Origin of the sequence: Polymorphobacter megasporae (assembly GCF_018982885.2) — a bacterium.
Lineage (GTDB): Bacteria > Pseudomonadota > Alphaproteobacteria > Sphingomonadales > Sphingomonadaceae > Polymorphobacter_B > Polymorphobacter_B megasporae.
Genome location: NZ_CP081848.1, coordinates 1,849,510 through 1,875,166 on the forward strand (window position 1 = coordinate 1,849,510; position 25,657 = coordinate 1,875,166).

Annotated in this window: 26 protein-coding genes; 20 read left to right on the top strand and 6 right to left on the bottom strand. The window is 67.8% G+C overall.

All coding sequences use genetic code 11. From position 1 onward, the window contains the following. Positions 1-26: 26 nt before the first annotated feature. The 11 genes from KTC28_RS08775 to KTC28_RS08825 all read left to right on the top strand — a co-directional run bounded on the left by KTC28_RS08775 (position 27) and on the right by KTC28_RS08825 (position 10,119). Positions 27-677, top strand: coding sequence for an adenylate kinase (locus tag KTC28_RS08775; RefSeq protein WP_216708549.1), 651 nt, complete (start codon positions 27-29; stop codon positions 675-677). Positions 678-902: 225 nt separating this feature from the next. Next, positions 903-1,271: a 30S ribosomal protein S13 gene (gene rpsM / locus KTC28_RS08780; protein WP_174276970.1), complete on the top strand. Its 369-nt coding sequence runs from the start codon at positions 903-905 to the stop codon at positions 1,269-1,271. Positions 1,272-1,326: 55 nt separating this feature from the next. Then, positions 1,327-1,716 carry a 30S ribosomal protein S11 gene (rpsK, locus tag KTC28_RS08785; protein ID WP_144237783.1) on the top strand — a complete coding sequence of 130 codons (390 nt, stop codon included), beginning with the start codon at positions 1,327-1,329 and terminating at the stop codon, positions 1,714-1,716. 87 nt (positions 1,717-1,803) lie between these two features. Beyond that, the gene (locus tag KTC28_RS08790; protein ID WP_216708550.1) at positions 1,804-2,865 is read left to right on the top strand and encodes a DNA-directed RNA polymerase subunit alpha; all 1,062 of its coding nucleotides are present in this window, start codon (positions 1,804-1,806) and stop codon (positions 2,863-2,865) included. Between the two features lie 118 nt (positions 2,866-2,983). Further along, entirely contained in the window at positions 2,984-3,403 is a 420-nt protein-coding gene (gene rplQ, locus KTC28_RS08795; RefSeq protein WP_216708551.1) for a 50S ribosomal protein L17, read from the top strand. A 4-nt stretch (positions 3,404-3,407) separates the two neighbouring features. Continuing rightward, a complete protein-coding gene (locus KTC28_RS08800) occupies positions 3,408-3,845 on the top strand; it encodes an acyl-CoA thioesterase (protein ID WP_216708552.1) in 438 nt (145 codons plus the stop codon). A 60-nt stretch (positions 3,846-3,905) separates the two neighbouring features. Further along, positions 3,906-4,625, top strand: coding sequence for a hypothetical protein (locus KTC28_RS08805; protein ID WP_216708553.1), 720 nt, complete (start codon positions 3,906-3,908; stop codon positions 4,623-4,625). A 233-nt stretch (positions 4,626-4,858) separates the two neighbouring features. After that, a complete protein-coding gene (gene guaA, locus KTC28_RS08810; protein ID WP_216708554.1) occupies positions 4,859-6,433 on the top strand; it encodes a glutamine-hydrolyzing GMP synthase in 1,575 nt (524 codons plus the stop codon). Between the two features lie 69 nt (positions 6,434-6,502). Then, positions 6,503-7,825 (top strand): cystathionine gamma-synthase family protein, encoded by a 1,323-nt coding sequence (locus KTC28_RS08815; RefSeq protein WP_216708555.1) that lies wholly within the window; start codon positions 6,503-6,505, stop codon positions 7,823-7,825. Between the two features lie 78 nt (positions 7,826-7,903). Further along, positions 7,904-9,808, top strand: a complete 1,905-nt coding sequence (locus KTC28_RS08820) for an outer membrane protein assembly factor BamB family protein (protein ID WP_216708556.1) — start codon at positions 7,904-7,906, stop codon at positions 9,806-9,808. Then, positions 9,805-10,119, top strand: coding sequence for a c-type cytochrome (locus tag KTC28_RS08825; RefSeq protein ID WP_216708557.1), 315 nt, complete (start codon positions 9,805-9,807; stop codon positions 10,117-10,119). Before KTC28_RS08820 ends, KTC28_RS08825 begins: the two co-directional genes overlap by 4 nt. 13 nt (positions 10,120-10,132) lie before the next feature. On the opposite strand, the gene glcF is transcribed toward KTC28_RS08825, so the two are convergent. Genes glcF through KTC28_RS08840 form a run of 3 tightly spaced genes read right to left on the bottom strand, consistent with a single transcriptional unit; the run spans position 10,133 to position 14,062 of the window. After that, entirely contained in the window at positions 10,133-11,383 is a 1,251-nt protein-coding gene (gene glcF / locus KTC28_RS08830) for a glycolate oxidase subunit GlcF (RefSeq protein WP_216708558.1), read from the bottom strand. A 1-nt stretch (position 11,384) separates the two neighbouring features. Continuing rightward, the gene (locus tag KTC28_RS08835; RefSeq protein WP_216708559.1) at positions 11,385-12,584 is read right to left on the bottom strand and encodes an FAD-binding protein; all 1,200 of its coding nucleotides are present in this window, start codon (positions 12,582-12,584) and stop codon (positions 11,385-11,387) included. Continuing rightward, entirely contained in the window at positions 12,581-14,062 is a 1,482-nt protein-coding gene (locus KTC28_RS08840; RefSeq protein WP_216708560.1) for an FAD-linked oxidase C-terminal domain-containing protein, read from the bottom strand. Before KTC28_RS08840 ends, KTC28_RS08835 begins: the two co-directional genes overlap by 4 nt. A 156-nt stretch (positions 14,063-14,218) precedes the next feature. Between KTC28_RS08840 and KTC28_RS08845 the strand changes: the two genes are divergently transcribed. Both KTC28_RS08845 and KTC28_RS08850 read left to right on the top strand, forming a co-directional pair. After that, complete coding sequence (locus KTC28_RS08845; RefSeq protein ID WP_216708561.1) at positions 14,219-14,950, top strand: GntR family transcriptional regulator; 732 nt, start codon at positions 14,219-14,221, stop codon at positions 14,948-14,950. 15 nt (positions 14,951-14,965) lie between these two features. After that, positions 14,966-15,811 carry a fumarylacetoacetate hydrolase family protein gene (locus KTC28_RS08850; protein ID WP_216708562.1) on the top strand — a complete coding sequence of 282 codons (846 nt, stop codon included), beginning with the start codon at positions 14,966-14,968 and terminating at the stop codon, positions 15,809-15,811. Here KTC28_RS08850 and KTC28_RS08855 read toward each other — a convergent pair. The 3 genes from KTC28_RS08855 to KTC28_RS08865 all read right to left on the bottom strand — a co-directional run bounded on the left by KTC28_RS08855 (position 15,799) and on the right by KTC28_RS08865 (position 18,074). After that, complete coding sequence (locus KTC28_RS08855; protein ID WP_216708563.1) at positions 15,799-16,344, bottom strand: TPM domain-containing protein; 546 nt, start codon at positions 16,342-16,344, stop codon at positions 15,799-15,801. The genes KTC28_RS08850 and KTC28_RS08855 overlap by 13 nt on opposite strands. A gap of 187 nt (positions 16,345-16,531) precedes the next feature. Further along, the gene (locus KTC28_RS08860; RefSeq protein WP_216708564.1) at positions 16,532-17,260 is read right to left on the bottom strand and encodes an SDR family oxidoreductase; all 729 of its coding nucleotides are present in this window, start codon (positions 17,258-17,260) and stop codon (positions 16,532-16,534) included. 10 nt (positions 17,261-17,270) lie between these two features. Next, on the bottom strand, positions 17,271-18,074 hold the full coding sequence (locus tag KTC28_RS08865) for an SDR family NAD(P)-dependent oxidoreductase (RefSeq protein ID WP_216708565.1): 804 nt from the start codon (positions 18,072-18,074) through the stop codon (positions 17,271-17,273). A gap of 203 nt (positions 18,075-18,277) precedes the next feature. Here KTC28_RS08865 and KTC28_RS08870 point away from each other — a divergent pair, with 203 nt between their 5' ends. The 7 genes from KTC28_RS08870 to KTC28_RS08900 are packed head-to-tail and all read left to right on the top strand — an operon-like array spanning position 18,278 to position 25,508. Continuing rightward, positions 18,278-19,540, top strand: a complete 1,263-nt coding sequence (locus KTC28_RS08870) for an MFS transporter (RefSeq protein ID WP_216708566.1) — start codon at positions 18,278-18,280, stop codon at positions 19,538-19,540. A 10-nt stretch (positions 19,541-19,550) separates the two neighbouring features. Continuing rightward, positions 19,551-20,306: an SDR family NAD(P)-dependent oxidoreductase gene (locus KTC28_RS08875; RefSeq protein WP_216708567.1), complete on the top strand. Its 756-nt coding sequence runs from the start codon at positions 19,551-19,553 to the stop codon at positions 20,304-20,306. Positions 20,307-20,323: 17 nt separating this feature from the next. Beyond that, the gene (locus KTC28_RS08880; RefSeq protein ID WP_216708568.1) at positions 20,324-21,169 is read left to right on the top strand and encodes a ThuA domain-containing protein; all 846 of its coding nucleotides are present in this window, start codon (positions 20,324-20,326) and stop codon (positions 21,167-21,169) included. A 4-nt stretch (positions 21,170-21,173) separates the two neighbouring features. Next, positions 21,174-22,040 (top strand): c-type cytochrome, encoded by an 867-nt coding sequence (locus tag KTC28_RS08885; protein WP_216708569.1) that lies wholly within the window; start codon positions 21,174-21,176, stop codon positions 22,038-22,040. Further along, positions 22,037-23,653 carry an outer membrane protein assembly factor BamB family protein gene (locus KTC28_RS08890; RefSeq protein WP_216708570.1) on the top strand — a complete coding sequence of 539 codons (1,617 nt, stop codon included), beginning with the start codon at positions 22,037-22,039 and terminating at the stop codon, positions 23,651-23,653. The genes KTC28_RS08885 and KTC28_RS08890 overlap by 4 nt, the downstream gene beginning before the upstream one ends. After that, complete coding sequence (locus tag KTC28_RS08895) at positions 23,650-24,504, top strand: MBL fold metallo-hydrolase (RefSeq protein WP_216708571.1); 855 nt, start codon at positions 23,650-23,652, stop codon at positions 24,502-24,504. Before KTC28_RS08890 ends, KTC28_RS08895 begins: the two co-directional genes overlap by 4 nt. After that, complete coding sequence (locus KTC28_RS08900; protein WP_216708572.1) at positions 24,504-25,508, top strand: choice-of-anchor I domain-containing protein; 1,005 nt, start codon at positions 24,504-24,506, stop codon at positions 25,506-25,508. Before KTC28_RS08895 ends, KTC28_RS08900 begins: the two co-directional genes overlap by 1 nt. The last annotated feature ends 149 nt before the right edge of the window (positions 25,509-25,657 follow it).

The window sequence follows — 25,657 nt, forward strand, 5'->3', positions numbered from 1 at the left end:
ATCCGACAAGCCGTGGCGCGCGCCGCGTGAACATCATCCTGCTCGGGCCGCCGGGTGCCGGTAAGGGCACGCAAGCGAGCCGCCTCGAACGCGAACACCATATGGTCCAGCTGTCGACCGGTGACATGCTGCGCGCGGCCGTCGCCGCCGGAACCCCGGTGGGGCTCAAGGCGAAGGCGGTGATGGCGGCGGGCGAGCTCGTGTCAGACGACATCGTCAACGGCATCCTGTCCGATCGGCTCGACGCCGCCGATGCGCGCGCCGGCTTCACGCTCGACGGCTATCCGCGCACTCAGGTTCAGGCCGAGGCGCTCGACGCGATGCTGACCGCCAAGGGGCTTAAGCTCGATCATGTAATCGAGCTCGAAGTTCAGGAAGACGCGCTGGTCGACCGCATTACCGGGCGCTTCACCTGTGCAGTCTGCGGCGAGGGTTACCACGACCGCTACAAGCTGCCGAAGGTCGAAGGCACCTGCGACGTCTGCGGCAGCCACGACTTCAAGCGCCGCCCCGACGACAATGCCGAGACGGTGCGGACGCGCATGGCCGAATATCGCGCCAAGACCGCACCGATCCTGCCGTATTACGAAGCGCGCGGACTCGTCGCGCGGGTCGACGGCATGGCCGACATGGCGCATGTCGAGGCAGCAATCGAAGCGGTTCTCGGAACAAAATAGCGGGTTGCGGGTCTCGGGCGCGCCGTTGCGCTTGACTCTTGGGGATTCGCTGCCTAGCTACCCCACTTCCGTTTCACCGGAAGTCAGGCCGGAACGCCCGTTGGCGCTCCGGTCGTTTGCTTTGATGGTCGCTTTGGCGGTCGTTGTTTTGAAGGTCGTTTCGGCGGCCGGTGCTTTGAGATGGGTCTGCGCCCAGCGGTCCTGTGGAGCTTGGGAGAAATATCTGTGGCACGTATTGCGGGCGTCAACATCCCGACCAACAAGCGCGTCGAGATCGCGCTCACCTATATTCACGGCATTGGCCGGACCAAGGCGCTCGGCATCGTCGAGAAGCTGGAGATGCCGCGTGATCGCCGTGTCCAGGACCTGACCGACGCCGAAGTCCTCCAGATCCGCGAGATGATCGACAAGGAAATCACCGTCGAGGGCGACCTGCGCCGCCAGACCGCGATGAACATCAAGCGGTTGATGGACCTCGCCTGCTATCGCGGCCTGCGGCATCGCCGTGGCCTCCCCGTGCGCGGCCAGCGCACCCACACCAATGCGCGCACTCGCAAGGGCAAGCCGAAGCCGATCGCCGGCAAGAAGAAGTAGGGTCGTCCCCGCTTCTTTCGTCCGTCCTTTCGCTTCGTAATATCAGGATAATCCGATGGCCCGCGAACCAGCCCGCATCAAGCGCCGTGAGCGCAAGAACATCACCTCCGGCGTCGCGCATGTGAACGCCAGCTTCAACAACACGATGATCACCATCACCGACGCGCAGGGCAATGCCATTGCATGGTCGTCGGCCGGCACGATGGGCTTCAAGGGAAGCCGCAAGTCGACTCCCTACGCTGCCCAGATGGCTGCCGAAGACGCCGGCAAGAAGGCCGCCGAGCACGGCGTCCGCACTCTTGAAGTCGAAGTCCGTGGCCCGGGTTCGGGTCGCGAGTCGGCGCTGCGTGCGCTCCAGGCGGTCGGCTTCAACATCACCGCGATCCGCGACGTGACTCCGATCCCGCACAACGGCGTCCGTCCGCCGAAGCGCCGCCGCGTCTGACGCGGCCGCCGCCGGAGACGTATCCGGCGGGTATACCATTGATGGAGGCGGCGTGACGACGCGCCTCCCAGCCCCCGAGGTGAAGCCGTGGCCGTGATCGCAAAGAACTGGACCGAACTCAAGAAGCCGAACACGCTCGAGACCCGCCCGAGCTCGGACCATCGCCGCAAGGGCACGTTCGTTGCCGAGCCGCTCGAGCGTGGCTTTGGCCTGACGCTCGGTAACGCGCTGCGTCGCGTTCTGCTGTCGTCGCTCCAGGGCGCGGCGGTGACCGCGATCAAGATGGACGGCGTGCTCCACGAGTTCTCGTCGCTTGCCGGCGTTCGCGAAGACGTGACCGACATCGTCCTCAATATCAAGCAGATCGCGATCCGCATGCAGGGCGATCAGCCCAAGCGGATCAATCTGACGGCGACCGGACCCGGCGCAGTCACCGCCGGCCAGATCACCGTGTCCGGGGACATGGAGGTGATGAACCCTGAGCTGATGATCTGCACCCTCGACGAGGGCGCGACGCTCAATATGGAGCTCACCGTCGAAGCCGGTAAGGGCTATGTCCCGGCGTCGATGAACCGTCCGGCCGACGCGCCGATCGGCCTCGTCCCCGTCGACGCGCTGTATTCGCCGGTCCGCCAGGTGTCGTATAAGGTCGAGAACACCCGCGTCGGGCAGGAGCTCGACTATGATAAGCTGACGATGTCGGTCGAGACCGACGGCACGCTGACTCCCGACGATGCCCTCGCTTATGCCGCGAAGATCCTCCAGGACCAGCTCGCTCTGTTCGTCAACTTCGAGGAGCCCGCGCACGGTCACCCGGTCGCGACGAGCGGCGGGACGGCAATGCCGCTTGGCCCGGTCGAGATCGACGACACGGCCGCGCTCAACCGCTACCTGCTCAAGAAGGTCGACGAGCTCGAACTGTCGGTGCGTTCGGCGAACTGCCTCAAGAACGACAACATCATCTACATTGGCGACCTCGTCCAGAAGTCCGAGAGCGAGATGCTGCGGACCCCGAACTTCGGTCGCAAGTCGTTGAACGAAATCAAGGAAGTCCTGTCGGCGATGGGCCTGCGGCTCGGCATGGAAATCCCCGGCTGGCCGCCTGAGAACATCGAAGAGATGGCGAAGAAGCTCGAGCAGGAATATTGAGCTAAAGACCATCATCCCCGCCTTCGCGGGGATGATGGTCTTACATTTGGGCCCGAGCATCCGCCCGGGCCTGGTCCGGAGTACCTGATACGGCTCCCGAACGAACAGGAAGACAGACATGCGTCACGGTAATGCCCATCGCAAACTCGGTCGGACGACCAGCCACCGCCTCGCCATGTTCCGCAACATGGCCGCGTCGCTGATCAAGCACGAGCAGATCAAGACCACGCTGCCCAAGGCACGCGAAATCCGCCCGTACGTCGAAAAGCTGGTCACGCTGGCGAAGTCCGGCGGCCTGTCGAACCGCCGCCTCGCGCACGCCCGGCTTCAGGACGACGACCAGCTGATCAAGCTGTTCGACACGATCGCGACGCGCTACGCCGACCGGCCCGGCGGTTACATCCGCATCGTCAAGGCGGGCATCCGCCGCTCCGACGCGACGCCGATGGCGATTGTCGAGTTTGTCGACCGCGACGTCGATGCCAAGGGCCTCGACAGCGGTCCGGCCGAAAACAACATGGAAGCAATGGAAGAATAGAGCGATGGCCGAGCGCGCGCCGTACCGGCCGCGCGAGGCGTATCGCACGTGGCGGACCATCTCGACGCGGTGGATGGACAACGATGCCTACGGGCACGTCAACAACACCGTCTATTACAGCTGGTTCGACACGGTGGTGAACGGCTACCTCGTCGATGCGGGCGTGCTCGATATCGCCACGAGTCCGACCATATGCGTCGTCGTCGAGACCGGCTGCCGCTACGCGCAGTCGGTCACGTTCCCGCAGGGCGTCGAAGCGGGCATCCGCGTCGTCCATACCGGTCTGTCGAGCGTCCGCTACGAGGTCGGTCTGTTCATCGCCGGCACCAGGACAGCGGCCGCCGAAGGCTATTTCGTCCATGTCCACGTCGATCGCGAAAGCCGGCGACCGCTCGCGTTCACGCCCGAGTGGCGTTCCGCTCTTATTGCAATTAGCGTCTAACGGTTCATCGCACGTACAATTGAGCCGTGCTAAAAACTCGTATCGACTGGGAGAATGACGATGCGAGTTGGTTTGCGCGCCTTGACCGGAGCCGTGTTGGGGCTTGCGCTTTTTTCTGGTGACATTTCGGCGCTATCGCTGATGCCGTCGGCTGCATCGGCACAACGTCACGGCGGCGGTGGCGGCGGCTTTCATGGCGGCGGCGGTGGCTTCCACGGTGGCGGCTTTGGCGGCTACCGCGGCGGCTATGGCGGGTATCGCGGCGGCTACGGAGGCTATGGCTATCGCGGATACGGCGGCTTCGGCTACGGCGGCTACTACGGCGGCTACGGCTTCGACGATTTCCTGCTCGGCGCGGCGTTGGTCGGCGGCACGGCGGCAATCATCGCGTCGAACGACCGGCCGGTCTACGACACCTATCCATTCTATGATGCGCCGCCGCCGGCGTATGATCCGGGCTTTGCCCCCCCGGGCGCGTATGCCCCACCGGGTTACGCCCCGCAGGCCGCTTACGCGCCGCCGCCGCCCCCCCCTGAGCAGCAGCAACAGCAGTATGCGTCTAGCGATCCGGTCGCCCAATGTTCGGGTGCAGCTGTCGCGCAGGTGGCCTCGAACGGCGATAACGGCCGGGTCTTGTCGGTCGACCAGGTCGTGCCGCACGAGAACGGCGCGCGGGTTATGGGTACGCTCGAAGTTACCAAGCGCAACCAGACGAGCGAGCGCGCGCGTTTCACCTGCACTGCCGATTACGGTCATGTGACGAGCTTCAAGTTCGGCTAGCTGTCCTACACCCGCAGTTCTCGCGTAAGATCGAGCCGTCGAGTCGCCATCCTGGCGGCCCGGCGGCTCTTTCTCTTTGTTAATCTGCCTATGTGTTGTCAGCCGACTTCGAGCCGGACGTGGGGACCGAAAAAACACCGTCGTTTGTGTGAACTTATTTTGAGCTTAGTGCCGGACGCCAGCGCGCAGTTCCCAAAACTAGACACGCCGCCGGGGGCGGTGTACCCGCCCCCATGACCGATCCAGCGCCCGCCATCACGCCCCCCGAATCGATCCTGATCCTCGACTTCGGCAGCCAGGTCACCCAGCTCATCGCCCGCCGCGTCCGCGAGGCCGGCGTCTATTGCGAGATAGTCCCCTTCCAGCTCGGCGCCGAGGCGATCACGCGGATGCAGCCACGCGGCATCATCCTGTCGGGCGGCCCAGCTTCGGTCGCCGACCTCGGCGGTCCGCGCGCACCGCAGGCGGCGTTCGATGCCAAGGTGCCTGTGCTCGGCATCTGCTACGGCGACCAGACGATGTGCGCGCAATTGGGCGGCGCGATTTCGCCCGCCAATGACCGTGAATTCGGCCGTGCCTTCATCGACATCACCGGCGACTGTGCCCTGTTCGACGGCCTCTGGGCGAGCGGCGAACGCCATCAAGTGTGGATGAGCCACGGCGACCGGATCGACGCGATCCCTGACGGCTTCCGCGTTGTCGCCCGCTCGGACGCCGCGCCTTTCGCGGCGATCGCCGACGACGACCGCCGCTATTACGGCGTCCTGTTTCACCCCGAGGTCGTCCACACCCCCGATGGGGGCAAGCTGCTCGCGAATTTCGCGCGCAAGGTCGCGGGCGTCGAGGCGACGTGGAGCATGGCCGGGTTCCGCGCCGCCAAGGTTGCCGCGATCCGTGAACAGGTTGGCGACGGCAAGGTCATCTGCGGCCTGTCGGGCGGCGTCGATTCGTCGGTCGCCGCGGTCCTGATCCACGAAGCGATCGGTGATCAGCTCACCTGCGTCTTCGTCGACCACGGCCTGCTCCGCGCAGGCGAAGCCGAGCAGGTCGTCGGACTGTTTCGCGAGCATTACAAAATCCCGCTGGTCCACGTCGACGCCGCCGACCTGTTCCTGTCGGGGCTCGCCGGGGTCACCGACCCCGAGGCCAAGCGCAAGTTTATCGGCAAGACCTTCATCGAGGTGTTCGACGCGGAGGCGAAGAAGATCGGCGGGGCGAAGTTCCTTGCGCAGGGCACGCTCTACCCCGACGTGATCGAGAGCGTCAGCTACGCGGGCGGCCCATCGGTGACGATCAAGAGCCACCATAATGTCGGCGGCCTGCCCGAACGCATGAACATGGCGCTCGTCGAGCCGCTGCGTGAATTGTTCAAGGACGAGGTCCGCGTCCTCGGCCGCGAACTCGGGTTGACCGAGGCGTTCGTCGCGCGCCATCCGTTTCCCGGCCCCGGCCTCGCGATCCGCATTCCGGGCGAGGTCACCGCCGCGAAGTGCGACATCCTCCGCGCCGCCGACACGATCTACCTCGACGAAATCCGCGCCGCCGGGCTGTACGACGCGATCTGGCAGGCGTTCGCGGTTCTGCTGCCGGTGCGGACCGTCGGCGTGATGGGCGACGGCCGGACGTACGACTTCGTCTGCGCATTGCGCGCGGTGACCTCGGTCGACGGCATGACCGCCGACGTCTACCCGTTCGACGCTGCGTTCCTGAGCAACGTCGCCACCCGCATCGTCAACGAGGTCGCGGGAATCAACCGCGTCGTCTACGATTACACCTCGAAACCACCCGGCACGATCGAGTGGGAATGAGGTAACGGCGGCGTCTGGCGGAGGGCGCAAGCCACCCGGCGCAAACGGCTTTTCCAACGAGGTGTTGCCATGACCGATCCGACCGAAGCCGGCCTCAGCGGCGTGCCGCGCAAGCGCAAGGTCGCGGCGCAGTCGACCTCGCTTGGCAACCACAAGCTCCATCCGTCAACGATGATGATGGGTTACGGCTTCGATCCGGCGCTGTCGGAGGGCTCGCTCAAGCCGCCGATCTTCCTAACCTCGACCTACGTCTTCGAGACCGCCGCTGAGGGCAAGCGCTTCTTCGAAGGCATCACCGGGGTCCGTCCGGGCGGGTCCGAGGGCCTCGTCTATTCGCGGTTCAACGGCCCCAATCAGGAGATCCTCGAGGACCGGCTGGCGCTGTGGGAGGAGGCCGAGGACGCTTTGGTGTTCTCGAGCGGCATGTCGGCGATCGCGACGACCTTCCTCGCGATGGTCAAACCGGGCGACGTCATCGTCCATTCGGCCCCGTTATATGCCGCGACCGAGACGCTGATCGCGCGCATCCTCGGGCGGCTCGGCGTGACCTTCCTCGACTTCCCGGCGGGCGCGACGCAGCCCGAGATCGAGGCCAAGCTCGCCGAGGCCAAGGCCCGCGGCCGGATCGCGGCGATCTACCTCGAAAGCCCGGCGAACCCGACCAACGCGTTGGTCGACGTCGAGGCGGTCCGCGATGCCCGCGCGGCGGTGCTCGGCGACGTCGAAGCGGGCGAATTGCCGCCGATCATCATCGACAACACCTTCCTCGGGCCACTCTGGGCGCAGCCGCTCAAGCAGGGCGCCGACCTCGTCATCTACTCGCTGACCAAGTACGTCGGCGGGCACAGCGACCTCGTCGCGGGCGGGGTCCTTGGCACCAAGGCGGCGATCCTGCCGGTGCGGATGACGCGCAACACGATCGGCACGATCACCGACCCGCACACCGCGTGGATGCTGTTGCGGAGCCTCGAAACGCTCGAACTCCGCATGACGCGCGCCGGGGAGAACGCCCGCGTCGTCTGCGAACTCCTCCGCGACCACCCGAAGGTCGAGCGCGTCGGCTATCTCGGCTTCCTCGAGCCGGGCAGCCGCCAGCACGACATCTACACCCGCCACTGCCTCGGCGCGGGATCGACCTTCTCGGTCATCGTCAAGGGCGGCGAGGCGGAGGCGTTCCGGCTCCTCGACAACCTCAAGCTGGTTAAGCTCGCGGTCAGCCTCGGCGGCACCGAAAGCCTCGCGTCGCATCCGGCGGCGATGACGCATCTGTCGGTCGCCCCGGCGCGCAAGGCCGAGCTCGGGATTACCGACAACCTCGTCCGCGTATCGATCGGCGTCGAGCATCCCGACGACCTGATCGCCGACTTCACCCAGGCGCTCGCCGCGATGTAATCCGCCGCCGCGCGCTTTGGCGTTGACCAGCGATATTCTCACAGCATACTGTATACAGTAAGGCTTGGGGATATCGCGATGGGTTTGATGTTGCGCGTGGCGTGCAGTTGCATCGCCTTGTTGTCGAGCGTCGCGGGTACGGCGGCCGATGCCCCACGAACCGACTGGCCGATGGCGCAACAGAACCTCGCCGGTCAGCGCTATTCGACGCTCGACGAGATAACTCCCGCGAACGTCGCTCGCCTCCAGCCCGCGTGGACGTATCACATGCGCCCCGCCGCCGATGCTCAGGCGCGGCTGCAGCTCTCCGAAGCAACTCCGCTGGTGATCGGCACATCGCTCTACCTCGCCACGCCGTATGGCCGGATCGTCGCGCTCGACTCGACGACTGGAGCCGAGAAATGGACCTACGTCATCCCCGGCGACGACCGGGCCTCGTTGCGCGGCGTCGCCTACTGGCCGGGGGCGGACGGCGCTCCGGCGACGATCGTGTTCGGGACGCGCGGCGGCAAGCTCATCTCGATCAGCGCGGCCGACGGCACACCGAGCCCCGGCTTCGGCACCGGCGGCATCGTCGACCTCAAGACGCCCGAGGTCATGACCACCGGGATGGACAAGAGCTACATCCTGCCGTCGCCACCGATCGTGTGGAAGAACCTCGTCATTACCGGCGCGGGGCCGGGCGAGGGGCCGGGCGGGCTCAACGGCGGCGTCGGCCCGGCGGGGGACACGCGGGCTTGGGATTTGCGGACGGGGAAGCTGGTGTGGGCGTTTCATTCGGTGCCGCGCGCCGGGGAGGTCGGGTACGACACGTGGAAGAATGGCAGCGGAAAGGACCGCTCTGGTGTCAACGTCTGGGGCTATATGACGATCGATGCCGAGCGGGGCATCCTCTACATGCCGTTCGGCGCCCCGAACAACGACCGCGTCGGCGTCGACCGTCCGGGCAACAACCTCTTCTCGAGCTCGATCGTCGCGGTCAGCGCCGACACCGGCAAATACATCTGGCACTTCCAGGCGGTCCACCACGACATCTGGGACATGGACACCCAGTCGCCGCCGATCCTGTTCGATGTCCATCGCGGCGGCAGGACGATCCCCGCGGTCGCCACGGTCAACAAGAATGCGCTAATGTACATTCTCGACCGCACGACCGGAAAGCCGGTCTTCGGGGTCGTCGAGCGCAAGGTTCCGCCGAGCGACGTCCCCGGCGAGCAGGCGTCGCCGACCCAGCCGTTTCCGGTCCTGCCCGAGCCGCTCGCGCAGAACACGCTACGCCGCGACAACCTGTATAAGGGGCTCCCCGAGCATCAGGCGTTCTGCGAGAAGTTGGTCGACGACAACAACATGCTGCTTGCAGGTGAGCCGTTCATCCCGACGCGGTACAATCGCTACACCGTGTCGCTGCCGGGGACGCAGGGTGGGGTCAATTATTACGGCGGCGCCTACGACCCGAAGCTCGGGCTGTTCGTGACCAATATCAACAATTTGGCGCAGCCGATGCGGATCGTCCGCAACGCCGACGGCAGCTTCAGCAACTCGGGGCCGCTCGCCGGTCTGGTTCGCTTCTGGAACCCGGCGACGCACCTGCCGTGCGGGCCGACACCGTGGGGGCAGCTCGTCGCGGTCGACGTCAACACCGGCAAGATGGCGTGGCGATCGACGCTCGGCGTCACCGACTCGATGCCTGCCGGGCAGCAGGCGACCGGGCGGCCCGGGCTCGGCGGGGCGATCGTCACCGCGGGCGGCGTTACCTTCGTCGGTGCGACCGACGACCGGCGCTTCCGCGCGTTCGAGACGCGAACCGGCAAGGAAGTGTGGACGTACACGCTCCCGGCATCCGCCGAGGCGACGCCGATCACCTATGCCGGGCAGGGCGGGCGGCAGATGGTGGCGATCGTCGCGACCGGCGGCGGCTTGATCGGTGCCAAGCTCGAGAGCGATGTGCTAGTCGTCTTCGCCTTGCCGGGAGCATCGCATTGATCCGTTTCGCCGCCGCCGCACTTGCGCTGATGATGCTCGCCCCCGCGGCGCTCGCGCAGAACGCGCCTCCCGCCGCGCCGGTTGCGGGCGATGCCGCGAAACTGTTCCCCGCGGGGCCGGGGCACGACACGACGCTGCGCATCTGTTCGACGTGTCACTCGCCCGGAATTGCGGCGCAGCAACGCCTCAGCCCCGACGGGTGGAAGTCGATCGTCGAGCAGATGGCGGGCTTCGGCGCGCCCGGGACCGACGCCGAACTCGCTGAGATCACGGCGTATCTGGCGAAGTCGTTTCCCGAACCGGCGAAATAGTCAGGCCCCCCAGCTAAACTCCGACCGGGCGCGGGCCGCCGGTCGCCCAGTCGAGCAGTTCGACGGTGTGAACCATCGTTGCGCCACCTGACGCGAGGTGGCTGATGCAGCCGATGTTGCCGGTGGCGACGATCGCGGCGCCGGTCCGGTCGATCGCGGCGAGCTTGCGGTCGCGCAGCCGGGTCGACAGTTCGGGCTGGAGGATGCTGTAAGTTCCCGCCGAGCCGCAGCAGATATGCCCCTCGCCGATCTCGCGGACCGCGAACCCCGCCGCTGCGAGCAATTCGCGGGGCTGCGCCGTAACCCGTTGACCATGCTGCATCGAACACGCTGAATGATAGGCGACTGCGGTGCCGAGGGCGAGCACCGGGGGCTGGAGCCCGACCGTCGCCATGACCTCGGTGATGTCCTTCGCGAGTGCGGCGACACGGGCGGCGCGCGATTGCCATTCGGCGTCGCCAGCGAACAAGTGCCCGTAATCCTTGATCGTCGTGCCGCAACCCGAGGTCGTCACGACGATCGCATCGAGGCCCTTGGCGATCTCCAACTCCCACGCGAGGATATTGGCCTTGGCGAGGCGGCGCGCGTCGTCGGACTTGCCCATGTGATGCGCCAGCGCGCCGCAGCAGCCGGTGCGGGCGATGACCACCTCGACGCCGTGACGCGTCATCAGGCGCACCGCGGCGTCGTCGATCGACGGCGCGAGGACCGGCTGGACGCACCCCGACAGCATTGCGACGCGGGCGACGCGCGGACCGATCGCTGGGAAAACGCCGGGCCGGTCGGCGACGCCACGGGGTACGGCGCGGGCGGGAGCGGCGGCTGCCATCGCCCCGAGCTGGCGCGGCAGGACGCCGGCGAAGGGGTGGGTCAGGCGCGCGAGGCTCGTCGCGAAGCGAAAAATTCCGCGTCGGCTCAAGACGTTGGCGAGGAGGGAGCGGAGGAGGCGCTCGCCCGGCGGACGGCGGTAGGTCACCTCGATATGCTCCCGGGCATGGTCGATCAGGTGCATGTAATCGACCCCCGACGGGCATGTCGTCGCGCAGCTCAGGCAGCTCAGGCAGCGGTCGATGTGCTTGACCGTCGACGGGGCCGGGGGCGCGTCCGACGCGAGCATGTCCTTGATCAGGACGATCCGACCGCGCGGGCTGTCGAGCTCGTCGCCAAGGAGGAGGTAGGTCGGGCACGTCGCCGTGCAGAAGCCGCAATGGACGCACTTGCGGATGATGCCGGTCGCTTCGCGGGCTTCGGTTTGCGTCGTCATCTCAGGAGGTTGCCCATATCCGGCCGGGGTTGAGGACGCCGCCGGGATCGAACCGCTGGCGGACGCGATCGGACAATGCGGCGAGTGTTGGGGCAAGCGGCTGGAACGGCGCGACGGCGCAGCGGACGGCGTCGGGGGCGCGGACCAGCGTTGCATGGCCGTCGGCTCCGGCGGTCGCTGCGAGAGCGCCGCGTACCATCGCGGCATGGCCGTCGGCGGCATCGGGGAGAATCACCCAGACGAGGCCGCCGCCCCAATCGTAGAACCAGCGCGCGTTGCCGGGAGCGAGCGCGGCGGTGAAGGCGGCGGCGGTGGAGGGGGGCAGGACGACCCGCCAGACGATTTCGCCGGGCTTGGTGAAGCGTTCGACGCCGCCGATATCGCGCCAGATGGCCTCGGCGTCTTGAATCGCCTCGGGGACGCCGAAATCACCCAATAGGTCCGCCAGATTTCGCGCATTTGCGGCCACCGCGACCGGAACGCCCGCCAGATGAAGCCGCGTCGCCGCGCGCACACGGTCCGCACATGCCCCGCACCCAGCGGGAACATGAGCAGCTGCCTGAAGCACCATCGGGCTATTTAGTGCGCGGGTCATCGCCACGATCGCCGCACGATCGCCGAGCCCGAACCACGTCAGCGTCATCGCAGCGCGCGGCGCGGGGAGGACCTTGATCGTTACTTCGGTCAGGACCGCGAGTGTCCCGAGCGCTCCGGCGAGCAATTTCGGCAGGTCGTAGCCGGTGACGTTCTTGATCACCTTGCCGCCTGCGGAGAAGTTTTCGCCGCGCCCGTTCACCGCCGCGAAGCCGAGGAAATGGTCGCGCGGCGCTCCCGCCGAGACGCGTCGCGAGCCGCCGAGGCCGAGGCCGAGCAGTCCGCCGAGGGTTCCGGCTCCCGGTTCTCCGCCCCATAACGGGGCGAGGTCGGGGGGATCGAACGCGAGGTGCTGGCCGTGTCCGGAAACCAGCGCGGTGATTTCGGCGACCGGCGTTCCCGGGCGCGCAGTCAGGACGAGTTCGGCCGGGTCGTAGTCGACGATGCCGCTGAGGCCCGACACATCGAGGACCGAGTCGGCATCGACCGGACGGCCATAGCCGCGGCGGCTGCCGGTGCCGATGACTTCAAGCGTCCGTCCCGCGGCATACGCCTCGCGCACCACATCGGCGACGGCGTCGGCGGTATCGGCATAAATCGTCGTCAAAAGCGCGGCAGCTCGGGGAAGCGCGTCGCGCCGCGATGGACGTGGACGCGGCCCATCTCGGCGCAGCGACACAGTTCGGGGAAGACCTTGCCGGGGTTGAGCAAATTCCTGTCGTCGAACGCGCATTTGATCGCGGTCTGCTGCGCCAGATCGACCGCGGTGAACTGGCGGAGCATCAGGTCGCGCTTCTCGACACCGACGCCGTGCTCGCCTGTGAGGACGCCGCCGACGCGGACGCATTCCTCGAGGATCGCCGCGCCGACCGCCTCGGCGGCCTCGAGCTGTCCCGGAACGTCGCCGTCGTAGAGGATCAGCGGGTGGAGGTTGCCGTCGCCGGCGTGGAAGACGTTCGCCACCGACAGCCCGCGCGCGGCGGCGATTCTCGTGATCGCGGTCAGAACGGCGGGCAGGGTGCGGCGCGGGATCGTGCCATCGACACAGTAATAGTCCGACGCGATCCGGCCGACCGCGGGGAAGGCGGCCTTGCGCCCCGCCCAGAACAGGGTGCGTTCGATGTCGCTGTTCGATGCCTGGATCGTCGTTGCGCCGTTGACCAGCGCGAGCGCGTCGATCGTCGCGATCAGGTGATCGGCCTCGGCCGGGGTGCCGTCGACCTCGACGATCATCAGCGCCTCGACGTCGAGCGGGTAGCCGGCGTGGACGAATGCCTCGGCGGCATGGATCGCCGGGCGGTCCATGATCTCGATCGCCGCCGGGATGATGCCGTCGCCGATGATCGCCGCGACACACTCGGCCGCCGCGACCATCGTCGGGAAGCCGAGGAGCAGGGCGCGCTGGCATTCGGGCTTCGGCAGGATGCGGACCGTGACTTCGGTGACGACGCCGAGCAGCCCCTCCGACCCGCAGACGATGCCGAGCAGGTCGTAGCCGGCGCCGTCGAGCGCCTTGCCGCCGAGCCGGACGATCTCGCCGGTCATCAGGACGAGCTCGACGCCGAGCAGGTTGTTGCTCGTCATCCCGTACTTCAGGCAATGTACCCCGCCGGCGTTCTCGGCGACGTTGCCGCCGATCGAGCAGGCGATCTGGCTCGACGGGTCGGGGGCGTAGTAGAAGCCGTCGCCCGCGACCGCGTGGCTGATCGCGAGGTTGGTGACGCCGGGCTGGACGACGGCGCAGCGGTTGGCGAGGTCGATGTCGAGGATGCGGTTGAACCGCCCGAGGCCGAGGACGATGCCGTCGGCGAGCGGCAGGGCGCCCCCCGACAACGACGTGCCCGATCCGCGCGGGACGACCTTGATCCCGGCGGCGTGGCAATAGTTAAGGATCGCGGCGACGTCGGCGGTCGTGCGCGGCAGGACGACCGCGAGCGGCAGCTGGCTATATGCGGTGAGCCCGTCGCTGGCGTATGCCGCGAGCTCGGCGGGGTCGTCGATGACGCTGTCGCTAACGCCGCGCAGGCCGCGGACCAGCGCGACGCGGTCGGCGATCACGGCGTCGTCGGGACACGGCATCTTCATCGCAGGCGGCAGGCTCCGGCTAATTAATCATTTCTGTATGCAGTTGGCGTCGAGCGGACAAGGGCTGCCGAAAGCGCAGACACTGTGTCAATGCAACGGGCTTAACGCCGTCACGGTACGGTTGGCGTCGGCACCACTGTATACTATACTCGGCGCATGACCGCGATGATCCCAATTCCCGATGCCACGCCGTCGACGCTGCGCAGCCATGTCGTCCGCAGGCTGCGTTCGGAAATCCTGTCGGGCAAGTACCGCCCCGGCGACCGGCTCAACGAGAGCCAGATCGCGCGCGAGTTCAACATCAGCCGAATTCCGGTGCGCGAGGCACTGTCGCAGCTCCAGGAGCAGGGGCTGGTGATGAACCACGAGCGGCGCGGGATGTTCGTCATCAAGCTCGGCGACGACGAGGTCCAGCAGATCAACAGCCTGCGGATGGTCCTCGAATCCGAAGCGATGCTGCTTGCGCGGGCGCGGATGACGCCGGCGATCCTTAGCGAACTGACCGCGCTGGTCGAGCAGATGGATGCGTGGGACGGGCCGCTGCTCGACGCCGCCGACCTCGACCGGCGTTTCCACGCGGTAATCTGGCGCGCGAGCGGCAACCCGTATCTCGAACGCGCGCTCGACCAGCTGACGACCGCGCTGTTCGCCCACAAGGCGCTCGAACACTCGAGCCGCGAGATCCGGCGGTGGCGGCTCAATCATCATCGCGCGCTGCTCGATGTCGTCGCGAGTCCCGATGGCGGCGATCCGATGATGGCGCTGCTGACGCATCTGCGGATGGCGTATAGCGAGCCCGAGAAATTCTCGAGCCTCGCGGTTCGCCCGGCGCTGCCCGCCGCCGCGATCCCTGCGCGCGCCAAGGCACCCGGCGCTGTCCCCGCCTAACTCCAAGGAATCCCCATGAAATTACTGCGTTACGGCCCGAAGGGGCAGGAGCGTCCGGGTATGCTCGACGCCGACGGCGGCATCCGCTGCCTCGCCGGGGTGATCGGCGATATCGATCCGGGCGTCCTCGGCACGAGGCTGGCGGCGCTCGCCGGGGTCGACGTCGCGAGCCTGCCGCGGGTCGATGCCGGAGTGCGCCTCGCCGAGCCGGTCGCGCGAGTCGGCAAGTTCATCTGCATCGGCCTCAACTACCGCGACCACGCCGCCGAATCGGGCCAGCCGGTTCCCACCGAGCCGATCATCTTCACCAAGGCGATCTCGGCGATCATCGGCCCGAACGACGACGTCGTCCTGCCGCCGACCTCGGCCAAGTCCGACTGGGAGGTCGAACTCGGCGTCGTCATCGGCAAGGAGGCGCGCTACGTTTCGGTCGAGGATGCGCTGGGTCACATCGCCGGGGTGTGCGTCGTCAACGACTTGTCCGAGCGCGAGTACCAGCTCGAACGCGGCGGGACGTGGGACAAGGGCAAGGGCTGCGACACCTTCGGGCCGTTCGGGCCGTATCTGGTCACGCTCGACGAGGCGGGCGACCTCAATGCGCTCGGCCTGTGGCTCGACGTCAACGGCGAGCGGATGCAGACCGGCAGCACGTCCGAACTGATCTTCGACGTGCCGTTCATCGTCAGCTACGTCAGCCGCTTCATGAGCCTCCAGCCGGGCGACGTCATCAGCACCGGCACCCCTCCCGGCGTCGGCATGGGCAAGAAACCGCAGCGCTGGCTGACCGAGGGCGACGTCATCACCCTCGGTATCGACGGGCTCGGCGAGCAGCGGCAGGCGGTACGGCGTTACGGGGCGTAGGCTCGCGGCCGGGGGGAAGGCACTGCAACCGGCCGGGGCGGGAAGACGGGGAGTCGTACCGTCCCGACCTTGCCGATGATCGCGCTGACCCCTGCGGCGATCCCGCTCGCATAGTCGAGCCTGCGGAAGCGCGGGATCATCGCGCCTGTGAGCAGTTGATGGCACCACGCGTCGGGCAGGCTGGGTTCGAGGCCGTAGCCGACGCCGATCCGCACTTTGCGATCGGAGGCGACGACGAGGATGACGACTCCGTCGCTATATTTTGCGCGCCCGACGCCCCAGTCGTCGCCCAGTTTCGTCGTGAACGCCTTGATATCCTGTCCATGGAGTGATGGCATCGTGACGACGACCATCTGGTGCCCCGTCGCCTTCTCCCACGCCGCGAGTTGCCGGGTTAGTTGCGCCCGATCGCGGGCCGGGAGGACATGCGCGTCGTCGGTGACCCAGCCTGCAAGGGCTAGGGCCGGGCGCGCGGCTGCCGGTCCGCTCGACGCAATGGCGAGCAGCGCGAGCAGCAGGGGGAGCTTGGTCATTGCGGACGGTGCGGCGCGGGCACGCGGGGGTCAACAGCGGATGGGTCCGAAACAATTGTTGTCATCCCCGCGAATGCGGGGACCCAAGGTCACTGACGGCGGTGACCTTGGGTCCCCGCTTTCGCGGGGATGACAGTAAGTAAGGAGAGCGCCCGTCGTGTAACCGCCAACCCAGCGCCGGAGCGCCCTATAAACTCATGCCCCCGTCGATGACGATGTTCGCGCCCGACATGAAGCGTGCCTCGTCGCTGGCGAGCAGCACGGCGATCTCGGCGATTTCCGCCGGGGTGCCGAGGCGGCCCATCGGCTGGCGGGCGACGAACGCCGCGCGGGTGGCGGCGAGGTCGCCGCCCACGCTCATCCGCTCGGCGAGCGACGGGCTGTCGACCGTGCCGGGGCTGATCGCGTTGCAGCGAACGCCGTCGGCGATGAAATCGCGCGCGACCGACATCGTCAGCCCGATCACCGCCGCCTTCGACGTCGCGTAGGCGAAGCGGTTCGGCGCGGCTTTCACCGACGACACCACCGAGGCGATGTTGACGATCGACCCGGTGCCGCGCGCGCGCATCGGCGGGAGGAAGGCGCGGATCGTCGTCATCATCGAGACGACGTTGATGTCGAAGCTGCGCATCAGGTCGGCGGGATCGGCGTCGAGGATAGAGCCATTCGCGACCCACCCGGCACAATTGACGAGGACGTCGACATCGCGGTGCGCGGCGGCGACCGTGGCGACGGCGCCCGCATCGGTGACGTCCATCGCCACCGCCGTGACGCCCTCCGCGGCAGCGATCGCGTCGGGGCGCAGGTCGGTCGCGATCACCCGCGCGCCTTCGCGGACGAACGCCGCGATGATCGCCGCGCCGATGCCCTGCGCCGCACCGGTCACGAGGCAGGTTTTCCCGTCGAGCCGTCCCATCGCCATCCCCTTACGCCGCGTACACGCCGTCGCCGCCGTCGACGCGGAGGACCTGGCCGCTAATGAACCCGCTCCGCCCGCCCGCGAGGAAAGCGACGACACTGGCGATCTCGCTCGGCTGGGCATAGCGGTCGAGCGAAGGTCCCTCGCCCATCATCCGCGGGTCGGTCGCGCGCGTTGCGAGGAAGCGCGCGCTCATCGTCGGCCCGGGACTGACCGCGTTGATCCGCACGCCGGCGGCGCGGACCTCGAGCGCGAGGCAGCGGGTGTAATGGACGATCGCCGCCTTGGCGCAGCCGTAGATGACCTCGGGTGAGACCCCGTGGTGTGCGTTGGTCGAGCCGAAGTTGACCACCGAGCCGCGGTTGCGCGCGATCATCCCGGGCACGATCGCGCGGCACATCAGGACGGTGCCGATGAAGTTGCGCTGCATCACCGCGGTCGCGTCAATCAGGCTGATGTCGAGCGCGCCGTTGGGCGACGGTTTGGTCCCACCCGCGCCGATGTCGCCGCCGGCGCAGTTGATCAGGATCGACACCGGGCCGAGACGGTCGGCGACGTCGGCGGCGATCCGCGCGACGCTCGCCTCGTCGGAAATGTCGCCGGTGACCGCGATCGTCCGGACCCCCGGGGTGACGAGCGCGGCGGCGACGGCGGTCAGGTTCGCGCCCTCGCCGTATTGTGCCGGGGCATCCTCGCTGATGTCGTGGATCGCGACGTCGGCACCCTGCGCGATCAGCGCCTCGACGATCGTCCGCCCGAGACCGCGCCCCGATCCGGTTACGAGCGCGACGTGCCCGGTCAATTCCCCCAATGCTTTTCCCCTTCTGCATACAGGACGGCAGGCAGCGCAATCGGTGTATCAGCGTCTCTCAATAGGCAGCGCAATGGCTGATTGACAAGCAACATATTGCATTTAGTATACAGACACCGATTACGAGTTGCGTAGATGACCGTCGGCGGTTGGGGAGACGATGTGCGCGACGGGAATAACCAGACGGTATCGGCGCGACGATTTTGAAGCCGACCCGCGTCCGCTACGGGGTCGTCGGCTTCGCGCTGTCGCTGGCGATCCTGTCGTATGTCCAGCGCGTCGCGATCTCGCAGGCGGCGGGGCCGATCTCGGCTGAACTCCATCTGTCGAAGCAGCAGATGGGCCTCGTCTTCGGCGCGTTCGGCCTGTCGTACGCGTTATTTGAAATCCCGATGGGGCTGCTCGGTGATCGACTCGGCGCGCGACGGGTGCTCGCGCAGATCGTCTTGGCGTGGTCGGTCTTCACCGCGCTGACCGGGGCGGCGTGGAACGTGGGCTCGCTGTGGGTCATCCGCTTCCTCTTCGGCGCGGGCGAGGCAGGGTGCTTCCCCAATCTGACGCGGATGCTCAGCCAGTGGCTCCCGGCGGGCGAGCGCGTCCGTGCACAGGCATTGATGTGGGCGTGTGCGCGCTGGGGCGGCGCGGTGACGCCGCCGCTCGCGCTGCTCGCGATCAACCTGTTCGGCTGGCGGTGGAGCTTCGTCGCCTTCGCCGCGCTCGGTGTCGTCTGGTGCCTCGCCTTCCTCAGCTGGTTCACCGACAGCCCCGCCGACCATCCGCAGGTCAATGCCGCCGAGCGCGACCTGCTCCGCGATTCGCACGCGCTCGTCTCGCACGAGCTGCCGCAGCGCTGGTACCGGATCATCCTCCAGCCGCAGGTCGCGCTGCTGATGCTCCAGTATTTCGCCTTTTCCTACGTCTGGTATTTCTACATCACGTGGCTGCCGTCGTACCTTCGCGAGGCGCGCGGGCTGAGTGCGGCGGCGTCGGCGGGTTACGCGGTGCTGCCGCTGCTCGCGGGCGGGTTCGGCTCGATCGTCAGCGGCAGCCTGCCGCTCCGCTGGTCGCGCCGGGTGATCGCCTTCGCCGGTTTCGCCGCGACCGCCGTCCTGCTGCTGTTCGTCCCGCATGTCGCGAGCGTCGAGGGGGCGATGGCGCTGATGGCCGCAGCGAGCTTCGCCAGCGATCTGACGATGCCGATTTCGTGGAACACCTGCGTCGAGATCGGCCGCCGCTACACCGCGACCGTCGCCGCGTCGATGAACATGCTCGGCAACCTCGCGGGGTTCGTCGCGCCGGTCGCGGGCGGCATGATCCTCGAGCGGACCGGCGGCAACTGGGCGCTGCTGATCTACACGATGTCGGGATTCGCCGCGGTGTCGGCGCTGTGCTGGCTGTTCATCGACCCCGCGCGCGCCGAAAAGCGGGACCCGGTGCTGCCGATCGAGGCAGCGCCGCAACTATGATTGGACAGCCATGAAAATCGACCTGAGCGGACGGACGGCGGTGATCGTCGGGGCGAGCGGCGGTCTCGGCGTCGCGATGGCGCATGCGCTCGCCGACGCTGGGGCAGCGATCGCGCTTGTCGCGCGCAACCGTGCCAAGCTCGACGCGCTCGCCGCCGATCTGACCGCCAAGGGCGCAAGTACCGCCGCGTTCACCGCCGACGTCACCGACGAGGGTGATGTCGCGCGGATGGCGGCCGAGGTGCAGAAGCACTTCGGCCATCCGCAGATCCTGATCAACAGCGCGGGGATCAATATCCGCAAGAACCTCGTCGACTTCAGCCTCGCCGAGTTCCGCAGCGTCGTCGATTCGAGCCTGATCTCGACCTTCCTCGCGTGCCGCGCCTTCGTGCCCGGCATGATGGGGACGGGCTATGGCCGGATCATCAACCTGACCTCGATCATGGCGCACGTCTCGCTGCCGGGGCGGACGGCGTATTCGTCGGCGAAATCGTCGCTGCTCGGCCTGACCCGCGCGCTCGCGCTCGAACTGGCGGGCGAGGGGATCACCGTCAACGGCATCAGCCCGGGGCCGTTCGGCACCGAGATGAACGCGCCAGTGATGAACGATCCCGTTGCCAATGCGCAGTTCCTCGCCAGCCTTCCGGTTGGGCGCTGGGGCAAGGTCGAGGAGATCGGCGCGCTCGCGACCTACCTCTGCTCCGACCTCGCGGGGTTCGCGACCGGAAGCGACATCATGATCGATGGCGGCTGGACCGTCCGCTGATTTTGGGGAGACACACGATGATCCGTAAGCTGGTACTCGCGGCGACGCTGCTGCTCTCGACCCCGCTGTTTGCGCAGGCGCCGGTCGAGGCGACGATGGCGGTGCCGCGCGTACCCGGACAGAACCCGAACGGGATGCACATCTACATCCGCGCCGGGTTGAAGACGCACCTCGCGGGCCAGCACGACTATCCGCAGTTCCTCGCCGACTGGAGCAAGCTGCTGACCGCGAAGGGCGCCGTCGTCGACGGCTCGCTCCATGCGCCGTCGTCGGAGGAGCTGGCGACGACCGACGTGCTGATCCTCGACCGCGGCGACACCGGCTTCATGACCCCGGTCGAGCGCGCCGCGCTCCAGGCCTACGTCAAGCGTGGCGGCGGTATCGTCGTCCTCCACGACGCCGAATGCGGCCCCGACCCCGCCGACATGGCGAGCCTCGTCGGGGCGGGGAAGAAGCACGGCGAGAAGAACTACACGCTCGAGGCGTCGGTCCCTTACACGATCGTCGACCGCGCCAACCCGATTATGGCGGGCATGACCGACCTGACGCTGACCGACGAGGCGTTCTTCAAGATGACGTGGGCGACCAGCCCCGCGCCGCACATCCTCGCCACCGCGATCGTCGCCGATACGCCGAGCGCGGCGGGGCATGCGGGGGAGGTCGCGCCGCAGATCTGGACGTACGAGCACACGCTCCCGGGGGGCAAGCCCGCGCGCGCCTTCGTCTGGATGCAGGGGCATATCTACGCGAACTATGCCAACCCGCAGATCCAGGCGATGCTGCTGCGCGGGATCGCCTGGGCGGCGGGCAAGCCGGTCGACACGCTCGTCGACTATAAACCCGCGCCACGTCCTGCCGGTTGAGCCGATGATCCGCCGCCTGATCTTCGTCACCGGTGTCGCGCTGACCGCCGCAGTCGCGGTGAGCCAGCCGGTGCCGGCCCCGCCTCCTGCGGCTGCGTCGCTCGATGACGCCGGCGGCGCAGTCAAGCCGCGGCGGGGCCAGTCGGCGCAGGCGACGCGCGAGTTCCTCGGCCTCGGCGTCGCCCCCGATGCGGCGGCGGCGAAGCGCGGCGCGCCGGTGTATGCGGCGAACTGCGCGGGCTGCCATGGGGCCGAGGCGCGCGGCGGGATCGGGCCGAGCCTGATCTATTCGAACCAGGTCCTCGACGACGATCACGGCGAAAAGCTGGTCGGCTTCTTGAAGGTCGGGCGCCCCGAGAAGGGCATGCCGTCGTTCGCCGAGTCGACCCCGCAGGAACTCACCGACATCGCCGAATTCCTCCATTTGCAGGTCGAGGCGTACGCCAACCGCGGCACCTACGAGAACAAGAACAACATCCTGACCGGCGACGTCCGGCGCGGCGCGGCGTATTTCGCGGCGAAGTGCAGCGCGTGCCATTCGGCGAGCGGCGACCTCAAGGGCATCGGCGCCCGGCTGCGCCCGCTCGACCTCCAGCGCACCTTGATCGTGCCGACCCGCGAGGACCATCCCAAGCGGGCGGTCACCGCGACGGTGACGAGCGCCGGGACTACGGTGACGGGTCGCGTGGTCCGGATCGACGATTTCGAGGTCGTGATCGCCGATGCCGCCGGGGCGACGCACACGATCGAGCGCGGCCCCGGGGTCGCGGTCGCGCTGACCGACCCACTCGCGTGGCACAAGGCGTTCGCGACCCGCGTCAAGGACCGCGAGATGACCGACCTCACCACCTATCTGGCGTCGTTCAAGTGATCGCGCGCCTCGCCGCCCTGCTGCTGCTCGCCGCCGGAGCCAATGCCGCCGGGCTCGACCCGGCGACGCTCGGCAGCCCGCCGACCGACCAATGGCCGACGCACCACGGCGACTATAGCGCGCGCCGCTATTCGCCGCTCAAGCAGGTCGACGAGCAGACCGTCGGCGGGCTGGCGGTGGCGTGGTCGGCGCGCTTCAACGACATCGGCGCGCAGCGCGGCGCGCCGTCGCCGGTGGTCAAGGGCACCCCGCTGATGGTCGGCGGTGTCCTCTACATGACGCTCCCCGACTTCGTCTTCGCGGTCGACGCGTACACCGGCAAGCGGCTGTGGACGTACCGCTGGACCGACAAGGGCGGGCATCTCGTGGCCAATCGCGGGGTCGGGATGTACCGCAACTGGCTGTATTTCATGGGCCCCGACAATTGGGTGATCTGCCTCGACGCGACGACCGGCAAGGAGCGCTGGCGCAAGGAGATCGCCGACGCGCGCAAGCAATATTTCAGCACCTCGGCGCCGATTGTCGCCGGGCATCACGTCCTCGTCGGCGTCGGCGGCGACGCGATGGACATTCGCGGCTTTTTGAAAAGCCTCGATCCCGATACCGGCGAGGAGCAATGGACCTTTTACACCACCCCCGGCGCAGGCGAGCCCGGGGTCGAGACGTGGCCCGACGCGGCGACTTCGCTCCACGGCGGCGGGGGCACATGGATGCCGGGATCGTACGATCCGGCGCTCGGGCTGATCTATTGGGGAACCGGCAACGCCAACCCGGTCTATGCCGGGCAGGGTCGGCCGGGCGACAACCTGTACACCGCGTCGATCGTCGCGCTCGACGTCGAGACCGGCAAACTGCGCTGGCATTTCCAGCCGATGCCGCACGACACCCACGACTATGACGGCACCGAGATCCCGGTGCTGTTCGACCGCGTCGTCGACGGCAAACCCCGCAAATTGCTCGCCTTCGGGGCGCGCAACGGCTGGTACGTCACGCTCGACCGGGTGACCGGCAAGGCGCTCGTGTCGATGCCGTACATGGACGGCCTGCGCTGGGTGAAGGGGATCAATCCGAAGACCCGCGAGCCGATTTCCGACCGCGACAACGACCCCAAGGTCACGGGCTCGATCGGCAACAGCAACCCGACGAACTGGTATAATCCGGCGTACAGCGAGATCAGCAAGCTGTTCTACATCAACACCGTCCGCGGCTTCGGCATCTATTACCTGCTCGACACCAGCCCGAAGCCCGCGGGCTACAGCGGCACCGTCGCCGGGGTCGGCGAGACGCAGCGCGTCCTGCTCGCGATCGACCCGCTGACCGGCAAGCACGCGTGGGAGCATGTCTACCCGAGCGTCGGTAGCGCCGGGACGACGGTCGGGCCTGGGCTGATGGCGACCGCGGGCAACCTCGTCTTCACCGGCGACGACCAGAAGAATCTGATCGCGTACCGCGCGACCGACGGCGCGATCCTGTGGCACTATAAGGCGACCGCGAACCAGTCGAATGGTCCGATCAGCTATCTGCTCGATGGAAAGCAATATGTCGTTATGGCGGCGGGCGACACGCTGTACGCGCTGGCGCTTCCCGCGGGCCGCGCTGCGGCGGCACCGTGAACCAGACCCTCGCCGCGCTCGTGCTGCTGCTCGCGAGCGCGGCGACCGCCCAGACTCCGGCGGTGCCGATCGCTCCGGTCCAGCCGCAGACGATCCGCCAGATCAAGCCGACCCTGTACGTCGTCGAGGGTGCGGGCGGAAATTCGACGGTTTGGGTCAGCGACCACGGCTTCATCCTCGTCGATGACAAGATCGCCGGGGCCGCCAATTTCGACAATCTCGTCGCCGCGATCCGCTCGGTGACGCCGCTGCCGGTGCGCGCGGTGTTCAACACCCACCATCACTTCGACCATGTCGGAAACAACGCCGCCTTCCTCGCCGCCGGCGTTCCAGTGATCGGCACCGACGCGCTCGCCGCCGCGCTGGCGAAGACCCCCGGTGCCGCGCCCCCCGACCTCGTCTTCGATCACGATTTCTCGATCATCCTCGATACCGGTCGTGCCGACGCGCATCACTATCGCCCCGGGCATACCGGCGACGACGCGATCGTCTATTTCCCCGCGGTCAAGGCGGTCGCGATCGGCGGGCTCGCGGTCACGGGCACGCCGACCTTCGATTATGAGGGCGGAGCGGATATCGGCGGCTGGATCGCGACGCTAGACGACGTCCTCAATCTCGATTTCGACACCGCGATCCCCGGCCGCGGGCCGCCGATGACCAAAGCGGATATCCGCGCCTTCCGCGATCGGCTGGCGACGTTCCGGGGGCGGGCGCAGGCGGCGGTGCGTGGCGGGTCGACCAAGGCCACGCTGATGTCCGCAATCCGGGTCGACGATCTCGGCTGGGCCTGGCACGGCGCGTGGCCGGCGGCGCAGGTCGCCGGGTTATGGACCGAAGCAGGAGGCAGATGATGCGGCGGGTTTTAGTTCTAGCGGCGTTCGCGCTCGTCACCGGTTTCGACCAGCTGCCGCAGCGCGTCTTCGTCTCTGACGAAACGGGTAACCGCGTCGTCGTCTTCGACCCTGTCGCGGGCAAGGTCGTCGCCAGCATCGACGTCGGCCGTCGCCCGCGCGGCATCCGGCTGTCGCCCGACGGCAGGTCGCTCTACGTCGCGGTCTCGGGTTCGGCGATCGGTGGCCCGGGGGTCGACGAAAGCAAGCTACCCCCCGCCGACCACGCCGCCGACGGCATCGCCGTAATCGACACCGCGAGCCTCAAGGTGCTGCGCGTCCTCCGCGCCGGAACCGACCCCGAGACCTTCGACGTCAGCCCCGACGGCAAAACCTTGTTCGTGTCGAACGAGGACGCGTCGACGGTGTCGGCGGTCGATGTCGCGGGCAAGCTCCGCAGTCGCAGCGGCAAGGTCGGCGACCAGCCCGAGGGTGTCGCCGTCACCCGCGACGGCCGCCGCGTCTTCGTCGCGTGCGAGGGGGCCGACCAGGTGCTGATGCTCGACGCGGCGACATTGAAGCAGCGCGGCGCCGTCACGATCGCCGGGCGCACCCGCGGGCTGCTCGCGTCGGCGGACGGGAAATTCATCTACGTCACGGTCGAATTCGGCGGCAAGCTCGGCGTGCTCGACGCAGCCGACGGGCATCTGATCCGCGTCGTCGACCTCGCGCGCGGCGACAACAAGCTCCGTCCGATGGGCATGGCCGAGGCCCCCGATGGCAAGACGGTGTTCGTCACGACCGGGCGGGGCGGAGCGGTGCTCGAGGTCGACCCGGCAAAGGAGACGATCGTCCGGCGGATCGACGGCGTCGGCGCGCGGCTGTGGGGGATAGCGCGGAGCGGCGGTACCCTCGTCACCGCCAACGGTCCGTCGGGGGAGATCAGCATGATCGACCGGGCGACGGGGAAGGTCGCGGCGCGCTACAAGGTCGGCGCCGGCCCGTGGGGCGTCGCCGCGCGCTGAGTGACGAACACCGCAGTTTCGCTGTCCTACACCCTGCCCAACGGAATAATATCGACGATTCGAATCGCCACCGGGCGAGGGAGGGTGGCATTCGGATCGTGATCGTCACGGACCTTGGAACGTGAGCACAAATACGTCACCCCCGCGAA